22 protein-coding genes and 1 pseudogene are annotated in these 22,775 nt (G+C 64.2%); 12 read left to right on the top strand and 11 right to left on the bottom strand.

Features of this window, described 5'->3' with window-relative positions:
* Positions 1 to 11: 11 nt before the first annotated feature.
* From DDA93_RS12050 to DDA93_RS12040, 3 genes are read right to left on the bottom strand one after another with little or no spacing between them, the layout of a single operon-like run.
* Entirely contained in the window at positions 12 to 833 is an 822-nt protein-coding gene (locus tag DDA93_RS12050) for an ABC transporter permease (protein WP_116778929.1), read from the bottom strand.
* A gap of 44 nt (positions 834 to 877) precedes the next feature.
* On the bottom strand, positions 878 to 1,792 hold the full coding sequence (locus tag DDA93_RS12045; protein ID WP_116778907.1) for an ABC transporter permease: 915 nt from the start codon (positions 1,790 to 1,792) through the stop codon (positions 878 to 880).
* On the bottom strand, positions 1,785 to 2,714 hold the full coding sequence (locus DDA93_RS12040; protein ID WP_116778928.1) for an ABC transporter ATP-binding protein: 930 nt from the start codon (positions 2,712 to 2,714) through the stop codon (positions 1,785 to 1,787). Before DDA93_RS12040 ends, DDA93_RS12045 begins: the two co-directional genes overlap by 8 nt.
* Positions 2,715 to 2,976: 262 nt before the next feature.
* Here DDA93_RS12040 and DDA93_RS12035 point away from each other — a divergent pair, with 262 nt between their 5' ends.
* From DDA93_RS12035 to DDA93_RS12025, 3 genes are read left to right on the top strand one after another with little or no spacing between them, the layout of a single operon-like run.
* A complete protein-coding gene (locus DDA93_RS12035) occupies positions 2,977 to 3,378 on the top strand; it encodes a VOC family protein (RefSeq protein WP_019481985.1) in 402 nt (133 codons plus the stop codon).
* Positions 3,375 to 3,857: a DUF664 domain-containing protein gene (locus tag DDA93_RS12030; protein WP_116778906.1), complete on the top strand. Its 483-nt coding sequence runs from the start codon at positions 3,375 to 3,377 to the stop codon at positions 3,855 to 3,857. The genes DDA93_RS12035 and DDA93_RS12030 overlap by 4 nt, the downstream gene beginning before the upstream one ends.
* 39 nt (positions 3,858 to 3,896) lie before the next feature.
* Positions 3,897 to 4,394, top strand: a complete 498-nt coding sequence (locus tag DDA93_RS12025) for an SRPBCC domain-containing protein (protein ID WP_116778905.1) — start codon at positions 3,897 to 3,899, stop codon at positions 4,392 to 4,394.
* Between the two features lie 146 nt (positions 4,395 to 4,540).
* Here the strand turns inward: DDA93_RS12025 and DDA93_RS12020 are convergent, their stop codons facing one another.
* From DDA93_RS12020 to glyA, 3 genes are read right to left on the bottom strand one after another with little or no spacing between them, the layout of a single operon-like run.
* Complete coding sequence (locus DDA93_RS12020) at positions 4,541 to 5,443, bottom strand: bifunctional methylenetetrahydrofolate dehydrogenase/methenyltetrahydrofolate cyclohydrolase (RefSeq protein ID WP_019481982.1); 903 nt, start codon at positions 5,441 to 5,443, stop codon at positions 4,541 to 4,543.
* The gene (locus DDA93_RS16355; RefSeq protein WP_019481981.1) at positions 5,440 to 5,592 is read right to left on the bottom strand and encodes a hypothetical protein; all 153 of its coding nucleotides are present in this window, start codon (positions 5,590 to 5,592) and stop codon (positions 5,440 to 5,442) included. The genes DDA93_RS12020 and DDA93_RS16355 overlap by 4 nt, the downstream gene beginning before the upstream one ends.
* Positions 5,586 to 6,878: a serine hydroxymethyltransferase gene (gene glyA, locus DDA93_RS12015; RefSeq protein WP_116778927.1), complete on the bottom strand. Its 1,293-nt coding sequence runs from the start codon at positions 6,876 to 6,878 to the stop codon at positions 5,586 to 5,588. The genes DDA93_RS16355 and glyA overlap by 7 nt, the downstream gene beginning before the upstream one ends.
* A gap of 314 nt (positions 6,879 to 7,192) precedes the next feature.
* Between glyA and purU the strand changes: the two genes are divergently transcribed.
* The 7 genes from purU (at position 7,193) to DDA93_RS11975 (ending at position 15,172) form a co-directional block, all read left to right on the top strand.
* Positions 7,193 to 8,056 (top strand): formyltetrahydrofolate deformylase, encoded by an 864-nt coding sequence (gene purU, locus DDA93_RS12005; RefSeq protein WP_116778903.1) that lies wholly within the window; start codon positions 7,193 to 7,195, stop codon positions 8,054 to 8,056.
* Between the two features lie 115 nt (positions 8,057 to 8,171).
* Positions 8,172 to 8,693: a gamma carbonic anhydrase family protein gene (locus DDA93_RS12000; protein WP_116778902.1), complete on the top strand. Its 522-nt coding sequence runs from the start codon at positions 8,172 to 8,174 to the stop codon at positions 8,691 to 8,693.
* 32 nt (positions 8,694 to 8,725) lie between these two features.
* Positions 8,726 to 9,928, top strand: coding sequence for an ROK family transcriptional regulator (locus DDA93_RS11995; RefSeq protein WP_019481976.1), 1,203 nt, complete (start codon positions 8,726 to 8,728; stop codon positions 9,926 to 9,928).
* Between the two features lie 119 nt (positions 9,929 to 10,047).
* Positions 10,048 to 11,586 carry a multiple monosaccharide ABC transporter ATP-binding protein gene (gene mmsA / locus DDA93_RS11990; RefSeq protein ID WP_207771341.1) on the top strand — a complete coding sequence of 513 codons (1,539 nt, stop codon included), beginning with the start codon at positions 10,048 to 10,050 and terminating at the stop codon, positions 11,584 to 11,586.
* Positions 11,587 to 11,603: 17 nt separating this feature from the next.
* Entirely contained in the window at positions 11,604 to 12,875 is a 1,272-nt protein-coding gene (gene mmsB, locus DDA93_RS11985) for a multiple monosaccharide ABC transporter permease (RefSeq protein ID WP_116778900.1), read from the top strand.
* A 51-nt stretch (positions 12,876 to 12,926) separates the two neighbouring features.
* Positions 12,927 to 14,009, top strand: a complete 1,083-nt coding sequence (locus DDA93_RS11980) for a sugar-binding protein (RefSeq protein WP_024476892.1) — start codon at positions 12,927 to 12,929, stop codon at positions 14,007 to 14,009.
* Between the two features lie 74 nt (positions 14,010 to 14,083).
* Complete coding sequence (locus tag DDA93_RS11975; RefSeq protein ID WP_116778899.1) at positions 14,084 to 15,172, top strand: Gfo/Idh/MocA family oxidoreductase; 1,089 nt, start codon at positions 14,084 to 14,086, stop codon at positions 15,170 to 15,172.
* 144 nt (positions 15,173 to 15,316) lie between these two features.
* On the opposite strand, the gene DDA93_RS11970 is transcribed toward DDA93_RS11975, so the two are convergent.
* The 3 genes from DDA93_RS11970 to purH all read right to left on the bottom strand — a co-directional run bounded on the left by DDA93_RS11970 (position 15,317) and on the right by purH (position 18,883).
* Positions 15,317 to 16,549: an NADP-dependent isocitrate dehydrogenase gene (locus DDA93_RS11970; RefSeq protein ID WP_019481971.1), complete on the bottom strand. Its 1,233-nt coding sequence runs from the start codon at positions 16,547 to 16,549 to the stop codon at positions 15,317 to 15,319.
* A gap of 110 nt (positions 16,550 to 16,659) precedes the next feature.
* Positions 16,660 to 17,241: a hypothetical protein gene (locus DDA93_RS11965; RefSeq protein ID WP_116778898.1), complete on the bottom strand. Its 582-nt coding sequence runs from the start codon at positions 17,239 to 17,241 to the stop codon at positions 16,660 to 16,662.
* 28 nt (positions 17,242 to 17,269) lie between these two features.
* Positions 17,270 to 18,883: a bifunctional phosphoribosylaminoimidazolecarboxamide formyltransferase/IMP cyclohydrolase gene (gene purH / locus DDA93_RS11960; RefSeq protein ID WP_116778897.1), complete on the bottom strand. Its 1,614-nt coding sequence runs from the start codon at positions 18,881 to 18,883 to the stop codon at positions 17,270 to 17,272.
* A gap of 184 nt (positions 18,884 to 19,067) precedes the next feature.
* Between purH and DDA93_RS11955 the strand changes: the two are divergent.
* Positions 19,068 to 20,458, top strand: a pseudogene (locus DDA93_RS11955) (MFS transporter).
* On the opposite strand, the gene DDA93_RS11950 reads toward DDA93_RS11955, so the two are convergent.
* Both DDA93_RS11950 and purN read right to left on the bottom strand, forming a co-directional pair.
* Positions 20,436 to 21,452, bottom strand: a complete 1,017-nt coding sequence (locus DDA93_RS11950) for a magnesium and cobalt transport protein CorA (protein WP_024476339.1) — start codon at positions 21,450 to 21,452, stop codon at positions 20,436 to 20,438. The pseudogene DDA93_RS11955 and the gene DDA93_RS11950 overlap by 23 nt on opposite strands.
* A gap of 1 nt (position 21,453) precedes the next feature.
* A complete protein-coding gene (purN, locus tag DDA93_RS11945) occupies positions 21,454 to 22,023 on the bottom strand; it encodes a phosphoribosylglycinamide formyltransferase (RefSeq protein ID WP_024476340.1) in 570 nt (189 codons plus the stop codon).
* A gap of 39 nt (positions 22,024 to 22,062) precedes the next feature.
* On the opposite strand from purN, the gene DDA93_RS11940 reads away from it, so the two are divergent.
* Positions 22,063 to 22,491 carry a hypothetical protein gene (locus DDA93_RS11940; protein ID WP_024476341.1) on the top strand — a complete coding sequence of 143 codons (429 nt, stop codon included), beginning with the start codon at positions 22,063 to 22,065 and terminating at the stop codon, positions 22,489 to 22,491.
* The last annotated feature ends 284 nt before the right edge of the window (positions 22,492 to 22,775 follow it).

Here is a 22,775-nt window from a genome sequence, read left to right as displayed (position 1 = left end):
GCAGCAAACTGCTACTTCAGGAACAGCTTCCGCAGCCGGCTGGTGGTCAGCACCATGCCGACCAGGATCATCACCAGGTAGTAGAGGATGTGGATGCTCGTCGCGGCGGTGAAGGTGCCCACGCTGATTTGGCGCAGCAGCTCGACGCCATGCCACAGCGGCAACGCCTGGATGAACCACTGGATGCCCTGCGGGTACACGCTCAATGGGTAGAACGTCGCCGAGAACAGGAACATCGGGAGCATCACAAAGTTAATCCAGTCCATCTGCTGAAACGTCTTCATATAGCTGGTGATCCCCATCCCGAAGGAGGCGAACCCGAACGCGATCAGCACCGACGCCGGGACCATCAGCAGCGCCCACGGCGTGGTGATCAGGCCCATTATGCCCATCACCGCGGTGAACCCGGTGGCGTACATCGCGCCGCGCAGGAGCGCCAGGAAGATCTCGCCGATCGCCACATCCAGCGGCCCGAGCGACGTGTACAGCATGCCCTGGTAGAGCTTCGCGAAATTCATCTTGAAGAACACGTTCCAGGTGGAGTCGTACACGGCGCCGTTCATCGCGGAGACGGCCAGCAGCGCCGGTGCGATGTAGGCCGCGTAGCTGATCTCCTCGCCGCCGGGCCCGACGACGGTCCCCACCAGTGCGCCGAGGCCCACCCCCATCGAAATCAGGTACAGCACCGGCTCGAAGAAGCCCGAGACCATGATCAGCCAGTTACTGCTTTTCGTGGCGCGCAGCCCACGCGCGATTACCGCTTTCGCGTTGCGGGAGTAGAGGGCGCTGAAGCGTCGGGTCTGCGGGGTGATGCGGTAGTCGGCGTCGGTCAACGGGTCAGCCGACGACGGCGCTGCGGAATGGGTCAGCTTCTCGGTCACTTGCCCAACCTCCGTGCGTAGGTTCTGCGGGCCAGACGCCAGCCGAGGACGGCGAGCACCACCAGGTACACCACGTGAATCACGGCCAGCCAGATCGGCACCGGGAAGCCGTAGGTGAGCATCCGGCCCAGTTGCGTCCCATGCCAGAGCGGGGAAATCCAGCCGATCCACTGCAGGTAGATCGGCAGCGTGTCGAGTGGGAAGAAGGTGCCCGAGAACAGGAACATGGGCGTCACCAGGAACCGCATCACTAACGCGAACTGCCCCTTGTCTTCCTGCACACTGGCCGAATACGCCATCAGCGGCAACCCGAAGGACAGACCGCAGAGCACAGCCACCGGCACGGCCACCCAGCCCCACCCCGACGGCGAGGCACCGAAGGCGGCGACAATCCCAAAGTAGATCGCGCTCATGAGGATCAACCGCAGGCTGATGGCGATGATGTAGCCGTTGACAATCTGGTGGACGCCGAGTGGTGAGGCATGCGGCCCGTAGTAGACCCGCCGCCACTTGAAACCGTCCATCACCGGGTAGGTGAACTCGGTGGCGGCGGTCATGATGGTGGCGGATGCGAGCAGGGCCGGTGCGATGAATGCGAGATAGCTGACCCCACCGAACGCATCGGAACTGTTCTGGTCCACCAGGGTGGCCAGGCCAACCCCCATGGCGAACAGGTACATCACCGGGTTGCCCACGCTGTAGGCGAGGAGGGTCCAGCGGTACCCGTTCATGACCCGCAGGGCGTGCTCGGCGTAGTACCAGGAACCGAACCGTTTGGCGCGGTCGGCCGCGACCTGCGGTGCGTGGGCGCGTAGCGTCGTCGTCGGCGGCTGGATCGCCGTCTTGTTGGTGGGGCCCTTCTGCGTTGCGGCGGGCTCGACGCCGGCGCCAGGGCTGGGCGAGTTAGTCAACGAGACTCCTCCCGGTCAGGCGCAGGAACACGTCCTCCAGCGAGGACCGCCGGACCAGGGAAGTGATGGGGTGCAGGCCGCGGGCGGTGACCTGCTCGAGGGCGGCTTCGCCGTCGTGCGTGTAGATGAGGACGCGGTCGGGCAAGGGTTCCAGCCGGTCGCCGATGCCCTGGAGTTCAGCGGCGACGGTGGTGTTGCGCTCGGAACCGAACCGTAGCTCGAGCACCTCGCGGGTGGAATGCTCGCGGATCAGCTTCGCTGGCGAGCCCTCCGCCATGATCTTGCCCTTGTCCACGACCACGAGCCGGTCGCAGAGCTGCTCCGCCTCGTCCATGTAATGGGTGGTCAGGATCAGGGTGACCCCTGATTCCTTCAGGCGGAACAGCCGGTCCCAGAGGATGTGGCGCGCCTGCGGGTCAAGGCCGGTGGTCGGCTCATCGAGCAGCAGGATCTTTGGTTCGTTGATCAGCGAACGGGCGATGGTGAGCCGGCGCTTCATACCGCCGGAGAGCGAGTCAACCTTGGCTTTCGCCTTGTCGGTGAGTTGGGCGAATTCGAGCAGCTCGTCCGCCTTGGGCTTGAGGTAGCTCAGGGGCAGGCCGAAGTACCTCCCGTAGACGATCAGGTTGTCGCGGACCCGGAGTTCCTCGTCGAGGTTGTCCTGCTGCGGCACCACCCCCAGGTGGGCGCGCACCTGGGGACCATGCTGTTCTGGGTCGAGGCCCATGATGGTCAGTGACCCCGAGGTACGCTGCGACACTCCGCCGATCATCCGCATGGTGGTGGATTTACCGGCACCGTTGGGTCCCAGCAGGCCGAAGGATTCACCGGCCGGCACATCGAAGGAAATGTCATCGACCGCGGCGAAGTCACCGTAATGCTTGGTGAGCTGTCGGGCGGAAATGACGTAATCGCGGGTCACTGAGTTGGGCACCTGCTCAGCCTAGGGGATTTGTCCCATTGGGAAAAGCCAACCAGAATCTTTATGATCGGGTCGCAATCGCACCACACCCACAGCGGAGGAAAAAATCGAAACTCCTACTACTCAGCTCGATCAGCCTCGCCTAGGATGGCGAAATGTGCGTATTGGCGCCGACGTACCTGTGTCCCTACCCGATGACAGTCAGGAATCAGACCATGAACTCCTCCCGCACCCGCCCATTCGACGTATGTCGGGGATGCCCATGACGGCGCCCCAGATCTACGTCAGTTTCCCTGGTACCGCTCGTGAAGCCCTGAGCTTCTACGGGCACGTTTTCGGTGGAGAACTCGCCTTGCATACCTACGAAGACTTCGGTCGTAGCGATGGGCCTGGAAACGCTATCGCGCACGGAGTTCTGAGCGGTGTCGTTGCTCTGGCCGGATCGGATGCCGGGGCTGGCGGGAAGACTGTCCGGTTCGAGGGGATGATGCTTTCGTTGTTGGGTACCGCCGAGCCGGCAGTGCTGCATGAGTGGTTCGATAAGCTCGCTGATGGCGGCTCGGTCATCGACCCGCTAACCCCGAAGCCGTGGGGTGCCTCCGACGGCCAGGTCGTTGATCGCTACGGACTCCACTGGCTCGTCGGTTATGAACCCGGGTTGTGAGCGACGCGCAACTGCTCGCGCAGCTAACGGCGGGCCGCGAGCATGTGCTCCGTGCTGTCGAGGGGCTACCAGAGGATGCACTTCACCGGGTGATGGTGCCTTCCGGTTGGTCCGTGAGACAGTTACTGAATCATCTGGCATTCGATGATGAGATGTTCTGGATTTCGGCCGTCCTTGGCGGCGACCGGAGAGCCATCCAAAACCTCCATGACGGATGGGCGGCGGAACCGATGACGGGGACGGAGGCGATTACCACCTATCGGCGGGAGATCGTTCAAAGCGACACAATCCTCGCTGGCGTCGACCTCGATGACCCGCCGCGATGGGTGCCCCCAGCAGATGTCTACGGAGGCCCGCCCATGCGTGATGGGCGCGAGATCATCTATCGGGTACTCACGGAGACCTCCGTCCATGCCGGGCACCTGGACATCGTGCGTGAACTCCTCGACGGGCATCAAGATCTTGTCGTCGCCTCCTAGGAGTGCTCCCGCCCTGGAATCCGAGTTGAGGGAAGGCCGATGGCGCACCACACACAAACAGAACGAAGCTTTACCCTGACCCGCAATCTGCAAGCCCCCCGCCACCTGGTGTTCAAAGCCTGGACCGATTCGGAACATCTCGCCTGGTTCTATAACCCGGCCATGCCCACCCCATCGTCCCCGATAGAGGTCGATCTGCGGGTGGGCGGTGCATGGAGGCAACAGATGGTCGTAAATGAGGAACTTCACTACCCAACCGGCGGGGAGTATCTCGAAATCGTTCCCGACGTACGACTGGTTTTTCGGTGGGGAGCCGTCGGCGGGTGGCCGGACCTCGCGGGAGACCAGCAGCGGGAGGCGCCCGTCGTGAGCGTCAACCTCACGGATGCCCAGGACGGCACCCGACTCGAGTTCACGGTGAACTTTCCCGACCACCTGCCAACTGAAGAGGTTCGGAACCTCATCGATGGCGGCACACGAGATGGTTGGGGCGCCACCCTTGATCGAATCATCCACAGCACCGCCCTCACAGCCTGACATCAGGGACGGGCTACGAAAAGGGCGTCGGGGGTTATCACCACGCTTCGGGAAAGCTGCTGCTGCCCGCGACCGTGAAGGGCTCCTACCAGACCGAACTCGTCCGAGGTTCCACCCGACCTGGTCCGCGCCGTGCGTACCTGGTTTCAGTGTGCGACGGCGATCCCGGCCTGCCGCTCGGCGGCTTCCACCACGTTGGCCAGCAGCATGGCGCGGGTCATCGGGCCCACGCCGCCGGGGTTGGGTGAGAGCCAGGCAACCGTCGAGGCGGCCGCTGGTTCGACGTCGCCCGTGAGCTTCGCCTTGCCGGTCTCGGGGTCTTCCACGCGGGTGACGCCAACGTCGAGCACGATCGCCTCGGGCCTCAGGTCCACCGCCTTGATCATGCCGGGGAAGCCCGCCGCAGCGACGACGACGTCGGCCTGCCGCAGCAGGTGGGGCAGGTCAACGGTCCCGGTGTGGGCCAGGGTGACCGTGGCGTTGATGTCGCGGCGGGTGAGCAGCAGGCCGAGGGGCCTGCCGACGGTGACCCCGCGACCCACCACCAGAACGTTCTTCCCGTTCAGGCTGATGCCGTGCCGGCTGAGTAGTTCGACGATGCCGTGCGGGGTGCAGGGCAGCGGCGAATCCAGCGGAGCGCCCACGTTCAGCACCAGCTTGCCAAGGTTGACCGGGTGCAGCCCGTCGGCGTCCTTCCCCGGCGCCATTCGTTCGAGGATGGCGTTGGTATCGAGATGTTTGGGCAGGGGCAACTGGACGATGTAACCGGTGGTGGCGTCGTCGTCGTTCAGTTCATCGATGACCTGTTCCAGGTCCGCCTGCGAGATGTCGGCGGGCAGATCCCGGCGGACCGAGGTGATGCCGACCTGTTCGCAGTCGCGGTGCTTTCCGGCGACGTAGGAGTGACTGCCGGGATCGTCCCCCACCAACACGGTGCCGAGACCGGGGGTGATGCCGCGCTCCTTAAGCGTGGCGATGCGGTCGGTCAGCTCGGACCGGATGGCCGCGGCGGTTTTCTTGCCGTCGAGGATCTGTGCGGTAGGGCTCATCTGATGTGGCCTGCTTCCAGTTGCTCAAGGACGAATGCTTTGCCGCGGTCGCAGCAGCCGGTGAAGCAGCACTCGCTGGTGGGGATGTCGTAGTCAGTCGAGGCGGCCGCAGCAGAGTCCAGCGCGCCCTCCGGGAGGTCTTCTACCACTGCTCGTGTTCGGGGTAGAGGGGGAAGTCGGCGGTAAGGGCCAGTACGCGGGCGCGCAGTGCATCCGCAGCCGCGCCAGGCTTCAGCGCCGTCGCGATGATGTCCGCGACCTCGGTGAACTCTTCCGCACCGAAGCCTCGGGTGGCCAGCGCCGGGGTGCCGATGCGCAGACCGGAGGTGACCATCGGTGGGCGTGGGTCAAACGGAACCGCGTTGCGGTTGACGGTGATGCCGATTGAATGCAGAAGGTCCTCGGCCTGCTGGCCGTCAAGCTGCGAAGCGCGCAGATCCACCAGGACAAGGTGGACGTCGGTGCCGCCGGTCAGCACCGAAACGCCGTGCTCGCTCACATCGGTGGCGGTCAACCGGTCGGCAATGATGCGGGCACCTTCAAGGACCCGCGCCTGGCGTTCCTTGAATTCAGGGGAACCGGCGATCTTGAACGCCGTCGCCTTCGCCGCGATGACGTGCATCAACGGCCCGCCCTGCTGGCCCGGGAACACCGCAGAGTTGAGCTTCTTCGCCCACTCCTGCTTCCCCAGGATGACGCCCGAGCGGGGTCCGGCGAGGGTCTTGTGCACAGTGGAGGTGACGACGTCGGAGTACGGCACCGGGTTGGGGTGCAGGCCGGCAGCGACGAGGCCAGCGAAGTGGGCCATATCGGTCCAGAGGAGTGCACCCACCTCGTCGGCAATGGACCGGAACGCGGCGAAGTCGAGCTGCCGCGGGTACGCGGACCAGCCCGCAATGATGACCTGCGGCTTCTCGGCGATCGCCTGCGCGCGGACCTTGTCCATGTCCAGGCGGTGGGTATCTTCCTCCACACCGTAGGCAGCAACTTCGTAGAGTTTGCCGGAGAAATTGAGCTTCATGCCGTGGGTCAGGTGTCCACCATGGGCGAGGGACAGGCCCATGATCTTGTCGCCGGGCTTGATCATCGCAGCGAGCGCAGCGGCGTTGGCCTGCGCGCCGGAGTGCGGCTGGACGTTGGCGAACTCGGCGCCGAACAGGGCCTTGACCCGCTCGATCGCGAGGGTCTCCGCAACATCGACGTACTCACAACCGCCGTAGTACCGGCGGCCAGGATAACCTTCGGCGTATTTATTGGTCAGGACCGACCCCTGCGCCTGAAGGACCGCGCGCGGGGCGAAGTTCTCGGAGGCGATCATCTCGAGGGTGTCGCGCTGGCGGGCAAGTTCGTCGGTCAGGACTGCTGCGATCTCCGGGTCGATCTCGGAGAGGGGCGCGTTGGTGACCGCCGAGGTGGCGGATCCGGTGGCGGGCAGGTGCGAAGTTGTCACAGTGAACTCCTGGGTGGGATGCGTTTCTACAGGTCAGGTTACTCGCTGAGTCTTCCGGGCAGCTCCGATATCCGGTCACACTGAAGCATCATCAAGCAAATTCTTGACCAGACGTCCCAGGCGTGCGATCCGTGGTCGGCACGGCGCGCCGTCGTCGTCGGAGCCTTCCTGAAAGAGTCTTCCAGAAATTGCCCGAAGATAACGATGCATGCCGCTTCCTGATGGTGACCCACCTGACGCCAGTCGCGGCACTTCCGAGTGTATCCCGGCAGGTCGATCATTCGAAGTACGCTTGATTTGTGACTGACTCCGCTACCACCCAGACCTCCTTTATCCTGACGCTCTCCTGCGCTGACCAACCCGGCATTGTGCATGCGGTTGCCGGAGCGCTGGTGAGTTCGGGCTGCAACATCACCGAATCGCAGCAGTACGGAAGCCCCGACACCGGGACCTTCTTCATGCGGGTAGCCATGAGCACAGCAGCTCCGCGGACGGCTTTGGAGGCTCACTTGGCTCCGGTTGCCACAGCGTTTGGCATGACCTGGGCGCTGCATGACGACGGCGCGCCCGCCCGGACGCTGATTCTTGCGTCGAAGGCCGCGCACTGCCTCAACGACCTGCTCTTCCAACAGCGTTCAGGGACCTTGCCGATCGAGATTCCGGCGATCGTCTCGAACCACACCGAGCTTGCCGACCTCGCCGCCTTCTACGGCATTCCTTTCCATCACATCCCGGTCACCCCTGACACCCGGGACGCGGCCGAGGACGCCCTGCGCACTGTCATCGCCGAGCACAACATCGAGCTGGTGGTCCTGGCGCGCTACATGCAGATTCTCAGCGATGGGCTGTGCTCGGAACTGGTGGGACGGGCGATCAACATCCACCACTCGTTCCTGCCCTCCTTCAAGGGGGCCAAGCCCTACCACCAGGCACACGCCCGTGGAGTGAAGCTGATCGGAGCGACGGCCCACTATGTCACCCCCGCCCTGGACGAAGGGCCGATCATCGAGCAGGAGGTCATCCGCGTGGATCATGCCCGTTCGGCCCAGCAGTTTGTGGCGATCGGGCGCGACGTCGAAGGCCGCACCCTCACCCAGGCCGTGCAGTGGCACGCCGAGCACCGGGTGCTGCTCGACGGCGGCCGGACCATCGTCTTCAACTAGGGCACGGGGCTCCTCACCGGGACCCGGCCTGTCCAGGTTGCTCACCGCGGCGGCACCGTTGACCCTGCCAGCTAGGCTGGCGGCACCGTTGACCCGGCCAGCTAGGCTGAGGTCCATGGCCCACATCATCGAAATTTTCGGCAAAACCCCCACCATCAGTGAGTCCTGCTTCGTTGCACCGACGGCGTCGATCATCGGCGACGTGGTGCTCGGTCAGGACTCCAGCGCCTTCTATGGCGTTTCAGTACGGGGTGACACCGCGCCGATCCGTGTCGGCGACGGCACCAATCTGCAGGACAATGTCGTGCTGCACGCTGACCCGGATTTCCCCACCACCGTTGGGAACCGGGTCAGTATCGGCCACTCCGCGGTGGTCCACGGTTGCACCATCGGCGACGACTGCCTCATTGGGATGAGCGCCACCGTGATGAACGGGGCGGTCATCGGCGCTGGCTCACTGGTCGCTGCGGGCGCAGTGGTCCTCGAGGGGACGCAGGTGCCACCCCGCTCCCTCGTCGCGGGAGTGCCCGCGAAGGTGCGTCGTGAACTCACCGACAGCGAATTCGAGGCTGTCAAGGAGAATGCCTCGTCCTATCAGGTGTTGGCTCAATCACACCGTGCAGCGTTAACTTCTTGACTACAAGAGGTGCATGTAGCACCCTGTAGTACATGCCCGCAGGACGCCCGAACACCAAGCGTGACTTCGACGGGAATCCTCCAAGCCCGGGTTCCCAGTCGGCTCTTCGGCAACGCAACCAACAGCGTGTCATCGGTGTCCTGGTGGGTGGCCCACAGACCCAGGCGGAACTCGCCCGGCAGACCGGGCTCTCCACCGCAACGGTCTCGAACATCGTCAAGGCAATGGTCGACGCCGGCCTCGCCACCACAGCTCCAACCACCAGCTCAGGCCGTCGCGCCCTCTCGGTCATCCTCAACGACAATGGGTCCCTGGCCGTCGGCATCGACATCGGCCGACGCCACGTGCGAGTTGTCCTGGCCGGACTGAACTATCAGGTAATTCAGGATGAGGCAATCGCCCTACCCCTTGGCCACTGCGCCGAGGAAGGGCTCGACGCCGCCGAGCAACTCCTCGACCGCCTGCTCCTCAAGGCAGGCGTCGCACGCTCATCGGTGCTCGGCGCCGGGGTTGGCATCCCAGGCCCAATCGACCGCCGCACCGGCACGGTGGTACAGGGTGCGATCCTCCCGGAATGGGTTGGCATCAACATCCTCGCCGCCTTCGGGGAGCGGCTCGGGTTCCCCGTCTTCATTGACAATGACGCCAACCTCGGCGCCCTGGCCCAGGTCACCTGGGGGCCCCACAGTGCGGTCGACAACCTGATGTTCCTGAAGGTCGGCTCGGGCATCGGCGCCGGATTGATCCTCGGCGGATCGGTCTACTACGGCCACGTCGGCATCACCGGCGAACTCGGCCACAGCACCATCGTTGAACATGGTCTCGTCTGCCGGTGCGGCAACCGCGGCTGCCTCGAAACGGTCGCATCGACCAGCACCATGGTCGACCTGCTTAGCCGCCGCGCTGACGGCCCCATCTCGGTGGACGAACTGCTGAGCCTGGTGCTGGCCGGCGACACGGCGGCGCTGCGAGTGATTGACGACGCCGGCCTCGCCCTCGGCAAAGCAGTCGCCAACGTAGCAAACCTGATCAACCCTGAACTGGTGGTGATTGGTGGGCCGCTCACCAGTCTTGGGGACATCCTGCTGGAGCCGATCCGGCGGGGCCTCCTCCGTAACGCGGTCCCAGTGGTCGGCGAGTCCACCACCGTACTGATGTCTGCCCTCGGGGACCGGACTGAGGCCCTCGGAGGAGCCGCCGTCGTCCTCTCGCAACCGCACCTTCATAACGTTTAGCTACCAATATATTTGCTTATGTGTTCAAGACTTGACTCCAAGCGGCTTGGCAGGGTTAACTTCCTATTCTGACCACTAGGGGTCAGGTACAGCCAATGCCGTCACCAGGGAGGATGCGTATGGAACATCACAAGATTCTGGAAATGCGTTCCATCACCAAAGAATTCCCGGGAGTCAAGGCCCTCGACCAGGTCTCCATCACCGTCGAGGCTGGCGAGATCCACGCGATCTGCGGGGAAAACGGTGCTGGCAAGTCCACCCTGATGAAGGTCCTCTCGGGCCTGTACCCGCACGGCACCTATGACGGCAGTATCATCTTCCAGGGCGAAGAAGTGGAGTTCAAGGACATCCGGTCCAGCGAATCAGCTGGCATCGTGATCATTCACCAGGAACTCGCGCTCATCCCTGAACTCTCCATCGCCGAGAACATTTTCCTCGGCAACGAGCCGAGCCGAAACGGGGTCATCAACTGGGACTCGGTGAACTCCCAGACCCTTGAACTCATGGCGCGGGTAGGGCTTCGCGAAGAAGCGAACACCCCGGTCAAGGACATTGGCGTTGGCAAGCAGCAGCTGGTCGAGATCGCCAAGGCCCTCAGCAAATCCGTGAAGCTCCTGATCCTCGACGAGCCCACCGCCGCCCTGAACGAATCCGATTCGCAGCACCTCCTCGATTTGATGGCCGGGCTGCGATCCAAGGGCATCACCTGCATCATGATTTCCCACAAGCTCAACGAGATCGAACAGATCGCTGACTCAATCACGATCATCCGTGACGGCAAGACCATCGAGACGCTGCATGTGAAGAACGACGGCGTCGACGAGGACCGGATCATCCGCGGCATGGTTGGCCGGTCCCTTGAGTCGCGCTTCCCCGACCACACCCCGAAGATCGGCGAAACCTTCTTCGAGGTCCGCAACTGGACCGTCGGCCACCCGGCCGTCGCGGACCGGCTGGTCTGCAAGGACTCAAGCTTCAAAGTCCGTCGGGGTGAGGTCGTGGGGTTCGCCGGCCTGATGGGTGCTGGACGCACTGAGCTGGCGCGCTCCATCTTCGGACGCTCCTACGGGAACTTCATCTCGGGTGAGATTTACAAGGACGGCGAGCTTGTCACCCTCAGATCGGTACCGTCGGCCATCAAGCATGGGCTGGCCTACGTCACTGAGGACCGGAAGTCACTCGGACTGAACCTGCTCGACGACATCAAGACCACCACGGTTTCGGCGGCACTGAAGAAGATCACCCGCGGACTGGTGGTAGATAACGACCAGGAATTTGTCGTCGCCGAGAAGTACCGCAAGTCGTTGAGGACGAAGACGCCATCAGTCAACGAGGGAGTGGCCAAGCTTTCGGGCGGGAACCAGCAGAAGGTGGTCCTCGCCAAGTGGATGTTCACCGACCCCGACCTGCTGATCCTCGACGAACCCACCCGCGGCATCGACGTCGGAGCCAAGTACGAGATTTACGGGATCATCCAGGAGCTTGCCAACCAGGGCAAGGGCGTCATCGTCATCTCCTCGGAACTGCCTGAACTGTTGGGCATCTCCGACCGTATCTACACAATCTTCGAGGGAGCCATCACGGGGGAACTAGCCCGCGGAGAAGCTGACCAGGAATCGTTGATGAAACTTATGACCGCCCGCAGGAAGACTGCCTAGCTCTTAGGACCCACCCCATGACCTCCCTCAAACAACTCTTTGGCGGCGATACACGGCAGTTCGGGATGATCTTCGCCCTGCTCGCCCTGGTCGTTTTCTTCCAGATCATGACCGGCGGCAAGACGCTCACCTCCGGCAATATGATGAACCTTTTCAACGGCAACTCGTACATCCTGATCCTCGCGATCGGGATGGTGCTGGTGATCATTGCCGGCCACATCGACCTGTCGGTCGGTTCGATCGCAGCGTTCGCCGGCATTGTCGTCGCCCTGGTGATGCGGGACTGGGACTTCCCCTGGTACCTGGGTATCGTCGTCGGCCTGCTCCTGGGTGCCCTGATTGGGGCATGGCAGGGCTTCTGGGTGGCGTATGTCGGCATCCCGGCGTTCATCGTCACGCTGGCCGGCATGCTGCTCTTCCGCGGCGCCAACCAGTTCGTGGGGCAGTCCAACACGGTCCCCGTCCCCCAGGAGTTCCGCTTCATTGGTGCCGGATACCTGCCCGAAATAGGGCCGGATCTGGGCTACAACAACCTCACCCTGCTGCTCGGCTTCGCGCTCGTCGCAGCGGTGATCTACAACGAGGTACGCACCCGCAAGCGTTTCGCCAAGATCGGTGCCGAGGCTCCCCCGGTGTGGGTCTCGGTAGTCAAAATGACGCTGCTCTCGGCGGTCATCCTGTACGCCACCTACCTGTTCGCCACCGGCAACCCCGGCACCTCATTCCCAGTTCCCGGGCTGATCCTCGGCGCACTGGTCATCATCTACGGCTTCATCTCCACCAAGACCATCATTGGCCGCCACGTATACGCGGTCGGTGGTAACCGCCACGCAGCGAAGCTATCGGGCGTCCGTAGCCGCCGGGTCGACTTCCTCGTCATGATGAACATGTCCATCCTGGCGGCGCTGGCCGGCATGATCTTCGTGGGACGCTCCACGGCATCGGGCCCGTTCGACGGCGTCGGCTGGGAACTCGATGCCATTGCCGCAGTATTCATCGGTGGCGCCGCAGTGACCGGTGGTGTGGGCACAGTGGTGGGATCCGTGATCGGCGGGCTCGTCATGGCGGTCCTGAACAACGGCCTGCAGCTGCTCGGCGTTGGCGCCGACCTGACGCAGATTATCAAGGGCCTCGTATTGTTGGTCGCCGTCGCCTTCGACGTCTACAACAAGAGCCAGGGCAAGCCCTCCATCACCGGCATGATCATGAAGAATTTCGGCAACAAGGGGAAACCCGAACTGCCGACAGCCACCGAGACCGTCATCTCCAACGACGTTTCCGCCCGCTGACCCTAACCAACACTTCAGCAGTAAGTTATTGAGTCCACTAAAGGAGCAACAATGCGTAAGTACGCAAAATCACTAGCGGCAATCGCCGCAATTTCAGCGTTAGCCATCTCTGGTTGCGGTCGCGACGCCGGGACCGAAACCGAGGGCGAGGGAGGATTCGAGGACGGTGCAGCGATCGGCGTCGCCCTGCCCCAGAAGACTTCAGAGAACTGGGTTCTGGCTGAGGGCTTGTTCAACGACGGCCTCACCGAAGCCGGGTACGAACCCGACGTTCAGTTCGCCAACGGTGGCGTCTCTGAGCAGCAGAACCAGATCAGCTCGATGATCACCAACGGCGTCGAGGTGCTGATTGTTGGCGCCATCGACGGTGCTCAGCTGGGAACCCAGCTGGCCCAGGCCAAGGAAGCCGGCATCACCGTCATCGCGTATGACCGTCTGCTGACGAACACGGAAGACGTTGACTACTACGTGGCCTACGACAACTTCCAGGTGGGCGAGCTGCAGGGCCAGGCATTGCTCGACGGAATGGCTGAGCGCGGCGAAGGTCCCTACAACATTGAACTGTTCGCTGGTTCACCCGATGATGCCAACGCCCAGGTCTTCTTCGACGGTGCGATGAGCATCCTCGAGCCAGAGATCGAGTCCGGCAACGTCGTCGTCGCCTCCGGTCAGACCGAGTTCAACCAGGCTGTCACCCAGGGCTGGGAAGCCGGCAACGCGCAGACCCGCATGGATACCCTCCTGACCGGCACCTACGGTTCCGAGGAACTGCACGGCGTCCTGTCCCCCAACGACACCCTGGCCCGCGCCATCCTGACCTCGGTCCAGGCCAGCGGCAAGGAACTGCCCATCGTGACCGGGCAGGACTCCGAGGTTGAGTCGGTTCGCTCCATCATGGCCGGCGAACAGTACTCCACCATCAACAAGGACACCCGCGCGCTCGTCTCCCACGCCATTGAAATGGTTCAGGGGCTGGGCGCAGGCGAGGAACTCGAGATCAACGATCCCGACTCCTACGACAACGGCGTGAAGGTTGTTCCCGCGTACCTGCTCGAACCACAGATCGTCACCATGGAAAACGCTGCCGAAGCCTACGAGAACGATCCAACGCTCTCCGAGATCGTCAACGAGTAACCGATGTGATTGAAGTAGCCCGGCCCGGATGGGCCGGGCTACTTTTTTGTCCTCAGCCACGCAAAGATGGAACGATGAACCTCCACACACCTGCCCAGCAAATCCCCCGGCCACCCTGCGCCGCACCCGACGCCGCCGATCCGTTCGCAGCCACCGGCGAGCCACTACGCTGGGGCGTCGTCGCCACCGGCCGCATCGCCGGCAACGTCACCCAGGATCTTGCCGGGCTGGAGGACAGTGTTTTGCAGGCGGTCAGCTCCCGATCCCAGGAATCGGCCCAGGCCTTCGCTGAGGAGTTCGGTTTCGCGGCGAGCTATTACGACGCCGACGGCGAGACCGGGTACCAGCGGCTCTTCAACGACCCCGACGTCGACGTCGTCTACATCGCGACCCCCCACGCCCAGCACTACCAGGTGGCCAAGGCGGCCCTGGAATCAGGCAAGCACGTCCTTTGCGAGAAGGCCTTTACCGTCAACGCGCGGGAAGCCGCGGAGCTGATCGACCTGGCCCGGACCCGCAATCTTTTCCTGATGGAAGCCCTTTGGAGCCGTTTCCTCCCGAGCGTCAACCGGGCCTGGGAGATCATTCATTCCGGCGAGCTCGGTGAAATCCAGTGGGTCCAAGCCGATCTGAGCTTCCCCTCCGACCACTCGCGCACCCACCGCCTGTGGGACCCGGCTGCTGGCGGCGGGGCGCTGCTTGACCTCACCGTCTATCCGTTGACCTGGGCCCTCGGCGCGCTGGGGTTCCCCGCCGCAGTGACCGCAACAGGGGCCCTGAACGACGACAACATCGACACCCAAAACGCGCTCACCCTCAGCTACGAAGGCGGCGGCCAGGCTCAGCTGACGTCGTCGCTCGTCTCCTCCGGCCCGGGCCAGGCTACCGTGTCGGGCTCGGCAGGCTGGTTGCGGACCGGGTCGGTGCTGCACAACCCGCGGGAGCTGACCATCCACCCCCATCAGGGCGAGCAACGGGTAGAGACCTTTGAGCAGGCCGGTCGTGGCTATGTCTACGAGCTGCGCGAAACCACCCGGTGCATCCAGCAGGGTCTGACCGAGTCACCCACCATGCCCTGGGCCGATACCCTCAACACGATGCGGCTCCTGGACGGGGTCAGGAACCAGCTGGGGCTGCGCTACGCCAACGACGACGGCGAGTAGCGGCCCGTAGCCGACACCCCGGGCACAGTCACGGGCACAGACACGGGCACAGACACGGGCACAGACACGGGCACAGACACGGGCACAGACACGGAGAGACCCGGCGGAATTCCGCCGGGTCTCTCCGTGTCTGCTGAGCGGGTGCTAGCCCAGGCGTGCTTTCAGGTTGTCATCGAGGGTCGCAAGGAATTCCTCGGTGGTCTGGTATGCCTGGTCCGGTCCGACGAGGGCCGCGAGGTCCTTGGTCATGTGGCCGGCCTCGACGGTCTTGATGACCACGTCCTCGAGGGTTTCAGCGAAGGTGATGACCTCCGGGGTGTTATCCAACTTGCCGCGGTGCATCAGCCCGCGGGTCCACGCGAAGATCGACGCGATCGGGTTGGTGGAGGTGGGCTTGCCCTGCTGGTGCTGGCGGAAGTGACGGGTCACCGTGCCGTGGGCGGCTTCAGCCTCGACGGTCTTGCCGTCTGGGGTCATGAGCACCGAGGTCATCAGACCCAGCGAGCCGAAGCCCTGGGCGACGGTGTCGGACTGGACGTCGCCGTCGTAGTTCTTGCAGGCCCAGACATAGCCGCCTTCCCACTTCATGGCGGAAGCCACCATGTCGTCAATCAGGCGGTGCTCGTAGGTCAGGCCAGCCGCTTCGAACTGGTCCTTGAACTCGGCGTCGAAGACTTCCTGGAAGAGATCCTTGAACTGGCCGTCATAGGCCTTGAGGATGGTGTTCTTCGTCGACAGGTACACGGGGTACTGGCGCTGCAGGCCGTAGGCGAAGGACGCCCGGGCGAAGTCGCGGATGGACTCGTTGAAGTTGTACATGCCCATCGCCACGCCGCCCTCTTCAGGCATGGTGACGACGTCGAACTTCATTGGCTCGGAGCCGTCAGCGGGCTCGAACATCATGGTGACCTTGCCGGGGCCCGGCACCTTGAAGTTGGTGGACTTGTACTGGTCACCGTGCGCGTGGCGGCCGATGATGATGGGCTTGTTCCAGCCCGGCACCAGGCGCGGGATGTTGGAGATGATGATGGGTTCGCGGAAGACGACGCCGCCGAGAATGTTGCGGATGGTGCCGTTGGGCGAAACCCACATCTTCTTCAGGCCGAATTCTTCGACGCGGGCCTCATCAGGGGTGATGGTGGCACATTTGACGCCGACGCCGTGCTCTTTGATGGCGTTTGCGGCGTCAATGGTGACCTGGTCATCGGTCGCGTCGCGGTTCTGGATGGAGAGGTCGTAGTACTTGAGGTCGATATCCAGGTAGGGGTTGATCAGGCGGTCCTTGATGAACTGCCAGATAATCCGGGTCATCTCGTCGCCGTCGAGTTCGACAACCGAACCCTGTACCTTGATTTTTGTTGCAGGCGCGTCAGCCACACGGTCTCCTTGTGGTGGTGGGCCGGCAGCCGTTGTGATGGACGCAGCACGGCCCGTGATTTGTACTGGTTTTATCCTGCTCAACTATGCCACAGGCCACTATTGGTGCCCTAAATGGGCTCACCGGGAAGGTGCCCTTCGGTGGGCGCAATGTTTCCCCAACGGTCCATCATGGACCCGGGCGGAATGGGTTTACCCCACCGGTCGGTGGCCGGGGCGGGCCGCAGTCCGCGGGTGTCGGGCGCCGAATTGTGGCCGGGTGCCTGCCCGGCAGTGGGGTACGAAGCCGCCTGGCCCCGCCTGATGGTCGGCTGACGTGCCCCCATCGTCCCCTGCCGGGTCACCCCGGCGGTGCCGGGGCCGCTCAGCCCGGGCACCTTCGGCGCCCAGGCCGGTAACTGGGCCTGGCGCAGGTCCTTCAGGTTGGGGTGGCGTGCCGGGTCCACGCCAGCGTCCACCTTCTTCCGGTGCCGGTCGGCTGCCCGGAAGTTCCTGACCGCAAACAGGCCGGCAATGACCCACAGGAACAGCCCCGGGGAGGCTCCGAAGAACAGCGTGACGACGGCGAGCAGCGATAACGCAAGACCGAGGAAGGCCGAGATCATCCGGGTTCCCGGGGCGATTGCAGGGGCGAAGGCCGACCCAGCCAGTGCCATCCCCGCCGCGAGGGTAAGAATCGATCCGACCTCCATGCGCCTTGCCCTGTCTCTGTGGGGCCGGCTAGTGGAAGAAGTGCCTGGTGCCCGTGAAGTACATGGTAATCCCCGCGGCGGTTGCTGCGTCCACTACTTCCTGGTCCCGTACTGATCCGCCCGGCTGCACTACCGCGCGGACCCCGGCGTCGAGCAGGATTTGGAGGCCATCGGCGAAGGGGAAGAACGCGTCCGACGCCGCTACGGCGCCACGGGCCCGGTCGACGCCGTCACCGGCCAGGGTGTTGGCCCGCTCGACCGCGAGCTTGCAGGAATCAACCCGATTCACCTGCCCCATGCCCACTCCCACGGCTGCCCCGCCGTCGGCGAGGAGGATGGCATTGGACTTGGCGGCACGGCACGCGGTCCAGGCGAAGGCGAGGTCGGCGAGGGTGCGTTCGTCGGCTGCCGGCCCGGCGGCGAGGGTCCACGTGTTGGGGGCATCGCCGTCGGCCTTGACCGTGTCGGTCAACTGCACCAGCACTCCTCCTGAGACCTGCCTGAGCTCGGCCGGATCACGCCGGTAGCCTTCCGGCAGGGTCAGCAGGCGGATGTTTTTCTTGGCAGAGAGAATGGTCACCGCTTCGGGCTCGAAGTCGGGGGCGATCACCACTTCGGTGAAGACGTCCTTCACCGCGGCGGCCATGGCTGCCGTGACCGTCCGGTTCGCGGCAATGACCCCGCCGAACGCCGATACCGGGTCGCACGCGTGTGCCTTGGAGTACGCGTCCGCGATGGGGTCGGCCGCGTCCACCGCACCGACCGCCACACCACAAGGGTTGGCGTGCTTGATGATGGCGACAGCTGGCTGGTCAAAGTCGAATGCGGCACGCAGGGCGGCGTCGGCGTCGACGTAGTTGTTGTAGCTCATGGCCTTGCCGTGCAGCTGGTCGGCCTGGGCGATGCCCGGAGTGGCGCCCTTCTCCACATACAGGGCGGCGTCCTGGTGCGGATTTTCGCCGTACCGGAGGACCTCCGACCTTTCCAGGGCCAGGCCCGCGTACGCGGGCCAGGTGTCGCCGTCGTCGGTTCCGTCACCGAACTGGGCCGCCGTCCACGCCGCTACCGCGTTGTCATAGGCGGCGGTGTGCGAGAACGCGAGCGCAGCCAACCGGCGTCGTGCGCTGAGGTCGAACCCGCCGGCGTCGGCGGCAGCCACCACGTCGCCGTACCGTGCCGGATCCACGACGATCGCCACCGATGGGTGATTTTTTGCGGCGGAGCGGACCATTGCTGGGCCGCCAATGTCGATCTGCTCGACGACGTCGTCCTCGGCCGCGCCGGACCTCACCGTGTCGACGAAGGGGTACAAGTTCACGACCACCAGGTCGAAAGGTTCCACCTCAAGCTCGCGGAGCTGCTCGACGTGGTCATCGCGGCGCCGGTCGGCGAGGATTCCCGCATGTACACGGGGGTGGAGTGTCTTGACCCTGCCGTCGAGGCATTCCTGGAAACCGGTGAGCTCAGAAACTTCCGTGACGGGGACGCCAGCCGCGGCAATGCGCTTCGCAGTGGACCCGGTGGAGACGATACTGACGCCGGCGCGGTGCAGGCCCGTGGCCAGTTCCTCCAGCCCCGTCTTGTCGTACACCGAGATCAGGGCCCGGCGGATGGGAACTTGGTCAAGATGGTTCAAAGTCACGCGGTGGCTCCAGGATTTTTGCTGCGGGTGGGATCGACTTCATTCTAAGTCACGGGGCGCTGCGGGCCGCCTCTCCCTGCGAGTCGGCACAAATAGCCGGAATTTCTCGGAAAACCTGTCCTATGTGTTGACTCGACGCAGGGGGGTTTCTGGTGAAGGGAGGCTCCGACGGTACAGTTTCCCCGTGAGCACCGAAACTGAACTACCCACCGGAGACCAGGTGGTGCAGGAACTGCCGTGGCGCTGGAGAGTACAGGGGAAGATTTTCCTCATCGGCGGCCTCGGCTTCATGTTCGACGCGTGGGATGTCACCCTGAACGGGTACCTCATCCCGTTGCTGTCGGACCACTGGGACCTGGCGCCCGGCGAAGCCGCCTGGGTGGCCACCTCCAACCTCATCGGCATGGCCATCGGCGCGTTCGCCTGGGGGTCCATTGCGGACATCATCGGCCGGAAACGCGCGTTCACTCTCACCCTGCTGATCTTCTCCATCTTCACCGTCCTGGGCGCGTTCTCCCCCGACTTCATCTGGTTTTGTGTGTTCAGGTTCATGGCCGGGGTCGGGTTAGGCGGCTGCATCCCGGTGGACTACGCTCTCGTCGGCGAGTTCACCCCCCGTAAACACCGCGGTCGGGTACTGACCGCCATGGATGCCTGGTGGCCCATCGGGGCCGCACTGTGCGGGTGGTCTCAGCGCTCCTGATGACTGCCTTCGGTGATTGGCGGTACCTGATGCTCGTGATGGTGCTGCCTGCCCTGCTGGTGTTCTGGGTGCGCCGGTCGGTACCCGAGTCCCCGCTCTTCCTGGTCCAGAAGGGCCGCCAGGCTGAGGCTGAAGCGGTGATCAACGACCTGGTGGAACGCACCGGCGCCACTCCAACCCCCTGGCGGCTACCCTCCCCCGCAGAAACACCGAAGCTGTCCATCGGTTCGGTCTCCGGCCAGCTCACCGCCCTGTGGCGATTCGACTGGCGAATCACCCTCGCCGCCTGGGGACTGTTCCTGAGCATCCTTCTGGTCTATTACGGGGCACTGACCTGGATGCCACAGATTCTGGTGCAGGCGGGCTACGAACAGTCGGTTGCTTTCCTCACCACCGCCGGAATGACAGCGGTGGGGTTCTTCGGCGTCGTCGCCGCTGCGTTGCTGGTGGAACGGGTCGGACGGAAGTGGATCCTCGCCGTGTCAGGTCCGCTGTCCGCCGTCGCGCTGGTGATTTTCGCGCTCACCGTCGAACTCCCCGCCGTCGCCACCGCCTGGCTGCTGCTGTTCGGGTTCCTGATCCAGGTCGCCATCCCGGTGCTCTACACCTATGTGTCGGAGCTGTACCCCACCGAGCTGCGCGCCTCAGGGTTCGGCTGGGCGTCCACCGTGTCCCGGGTAGGAGCCGGCCTGGTGCCACTAATCTTCGGCTCGCTGCTCTGGCCGGTCCTCGGGCTGCCGCTTACCTTCGCGGCGACCGGCCTGCTCGTGCTGCTGGCGGTGCTGTGGATGGCACGCAACGCCCCGGAAACCCGCGGCGTTGCACTCAACAAGGTGAAGCCGGCAGGCGCTACAACCAGCGATTCCGCTTAAACGCCAGATACAGCGCCACGCCGGTGGCGACCATGAGCACCAGGGCAAACGGGTAGCCGAACGCCCACTGCAGTTCGGGAATGAAATCGAAGTTCATTCCGTAAATCGCGGCGACCAGGGTGGGCGCGAAGAGGATCGCAGCCCAGGAGGAGATCCGCTTGACTTCCTCGTTCTGCCTCAGGGACGTCTCCGTCAACCGGGTCATTTCCTCATTCTGACGTTGCGCCACCAGTGTCGAGTGAACGGTGAGGGCATTCTGCAGCAGGGTACGGAACGTGTTGACCTGTTCGACCAGCCGGATCACATGGTCAAGGACGTCGCCCAGCCGGCGGCTGATCTCCGGGTCCAGATGATATTTCTCTGATCCGCGCTCCAGGTTCTCCACCATGAACTGCAGTGGTTGGGTGGCACGCTGAAACTCGATCACCTCGCGGTGCAGGTCGTAGATGCGACGGGAGACACCAGGCTCACCGCCGAAGAGTTCGTTCTCAATTTCGTCGATGTCGTTCTCAAGTCCGTTCACCACGGGCTCATACTCGTCGACGACCTCGTCCAGGATCGCGTACAGCACGGCTGACGGCCCCATTTTCAGCAGCTCGGGTGTCTCCTCCAGCCGCCGCCGGACCCGGCCCAGATCCGGCGACTCGGCGTGCCGCACGGTCACCACAAAGTCGGCACCGACAAATACATGAAGCTCGCCGAATTCGACCTTCTCCTCGGCGTCGAGGTAGCGGGCCGGGCGCAGCACCACAAACAAGGTGGATCCGTAGCGTTCCAGCTTGGACCGCTGATGACCCTCCATCGCGTCTTCGACCGCAAGGTGGTGGAGGGAAAATTCGTCGGCGACGGCGGCGAGCTCGTCGTCGTCGGGCCGGTACAGACCGATCCACGCCATTCCGCCGAGGGATCGCATGAACTCGAAGGTTTCAGCCAGCGACACCGGGTCTGTTTGCCGTTTACCCTCCAGGTAGACAGCGTTGTCGACGATGGCCATCTCAGCGATCGTCCAGCGCGAGCTGACGGAGGGTCTCAATGAGAAGCGCCCGCTCCTTCACCTTGATGCGTTCGTGGAGGGTGTCCTCGGTGTCGTCGTCGAGCACCTCGACGGCGGCCTGCGCGAGGATCGGGCCGGTGTCGACGCCGGCGTCGGCGATCATCACCGTACAGCCGGTCACCTTCACCCCGTAGCCCAACGCGTCCCGGACACCGTGGGCGCCGGGGAAGCTCGGCAGCAGGGCCGGGTGGGTGTTGAGGTAGCGGTTGGGGAACGCATCGAGGAAACCCTGGTCGACGATCCGCATGAATCCCGAGGACACCACGTAGTCCGGGGAGTAGGAGGCGACCTTCTCGGTCAGGGCCGCGTTCCAGTCGGCACGCTGGTCGAAGGACTTGAAGTCCACCACGAACCCGTCGATGCCCGCTGCTGTTGACCGCTCCACCCCGTAGGTGCCGTGCCGGTCGGCGCCGACGGCCGCGATGGTGAGGTCGAGGGAGCCGGTGCTGACGGCATCGATGACCGCCTGAAGGTTGGATCCGGTACCGGAAACCAGGACTACGATGCGCATGGGTCAACCATAGGCTGCGCTCTACCCTAGGGTTAAACCATGACCGACAGCCCCCGCCCCGCCAAGCCAGCTCCGCCCGCTGCTGGGTCACCCGAGGAAAAAGAGCTGGCCCGGACGAGAAGCTACTTCAGATGGTTTCTGCTGGCGATGCTGGGCGCGGTCCTCACCGCGACCCTCCCCCTGCCGTGGAAGGTCTTCGGGCTGGTCTTCGGGCTGGCGGCCCTGGTGCTCGGGATCTTCGCCCTGGTGCGGGCGGTGCGGGACAAACTTCCCGGGACGCTCCGCGTCACCACGGTGATCGGATTGGCGGCGACGACGTTCCTGGTCCTCGGGACCGGCGCCCAGGTTGCCTTCTGGCCGGTCACCGCCGAGTACGAGGAATGCATGAGCACCGCCCTGACCCACTCGGCACAAAGCGCGTGCCAGGACGAGCTCAGCAACCTGGGTGGCCTCCTCCCCGACTCCTGACCGGTCCTTGCGGGTCCCACTAGGCGGCACCGCCCTCGCCGGGGAACGGCGGGCCGGGGCCTTGCCTCGCCGGGGCCTTGCCTCGCCGGGGCCTTGCCTCGCCGGGCCACGCCGGGGCACCGCCCTCGCCTGGGCACCGCCGGGGCACCGCCGGCCGCAGAAAAGTGGCAGCACCGCATCCGCGTGGTTGCGCCACCACTTAGTTGCGGGGCAGCCACTCTTTTGGTGACGTAGTTGCGGGGCAGCCACTCTTTTGGTGACGTAGTTGCGGGGCAGCCACTCTT

This window comes from Arthrobacter sp. Bz4 (genome assembly GCF_003075455.1).
GTDB lineage: Bacteria > Actinomycetota > Actinomycetes > Actinomycetales > Micrococcaceae > Arthrobacter_D.
The sequence above is the reverse complement of the archived record's forward strand: the minus strand, read 5'-3'. Positions and strand labels throughout refer to the sequence as shown.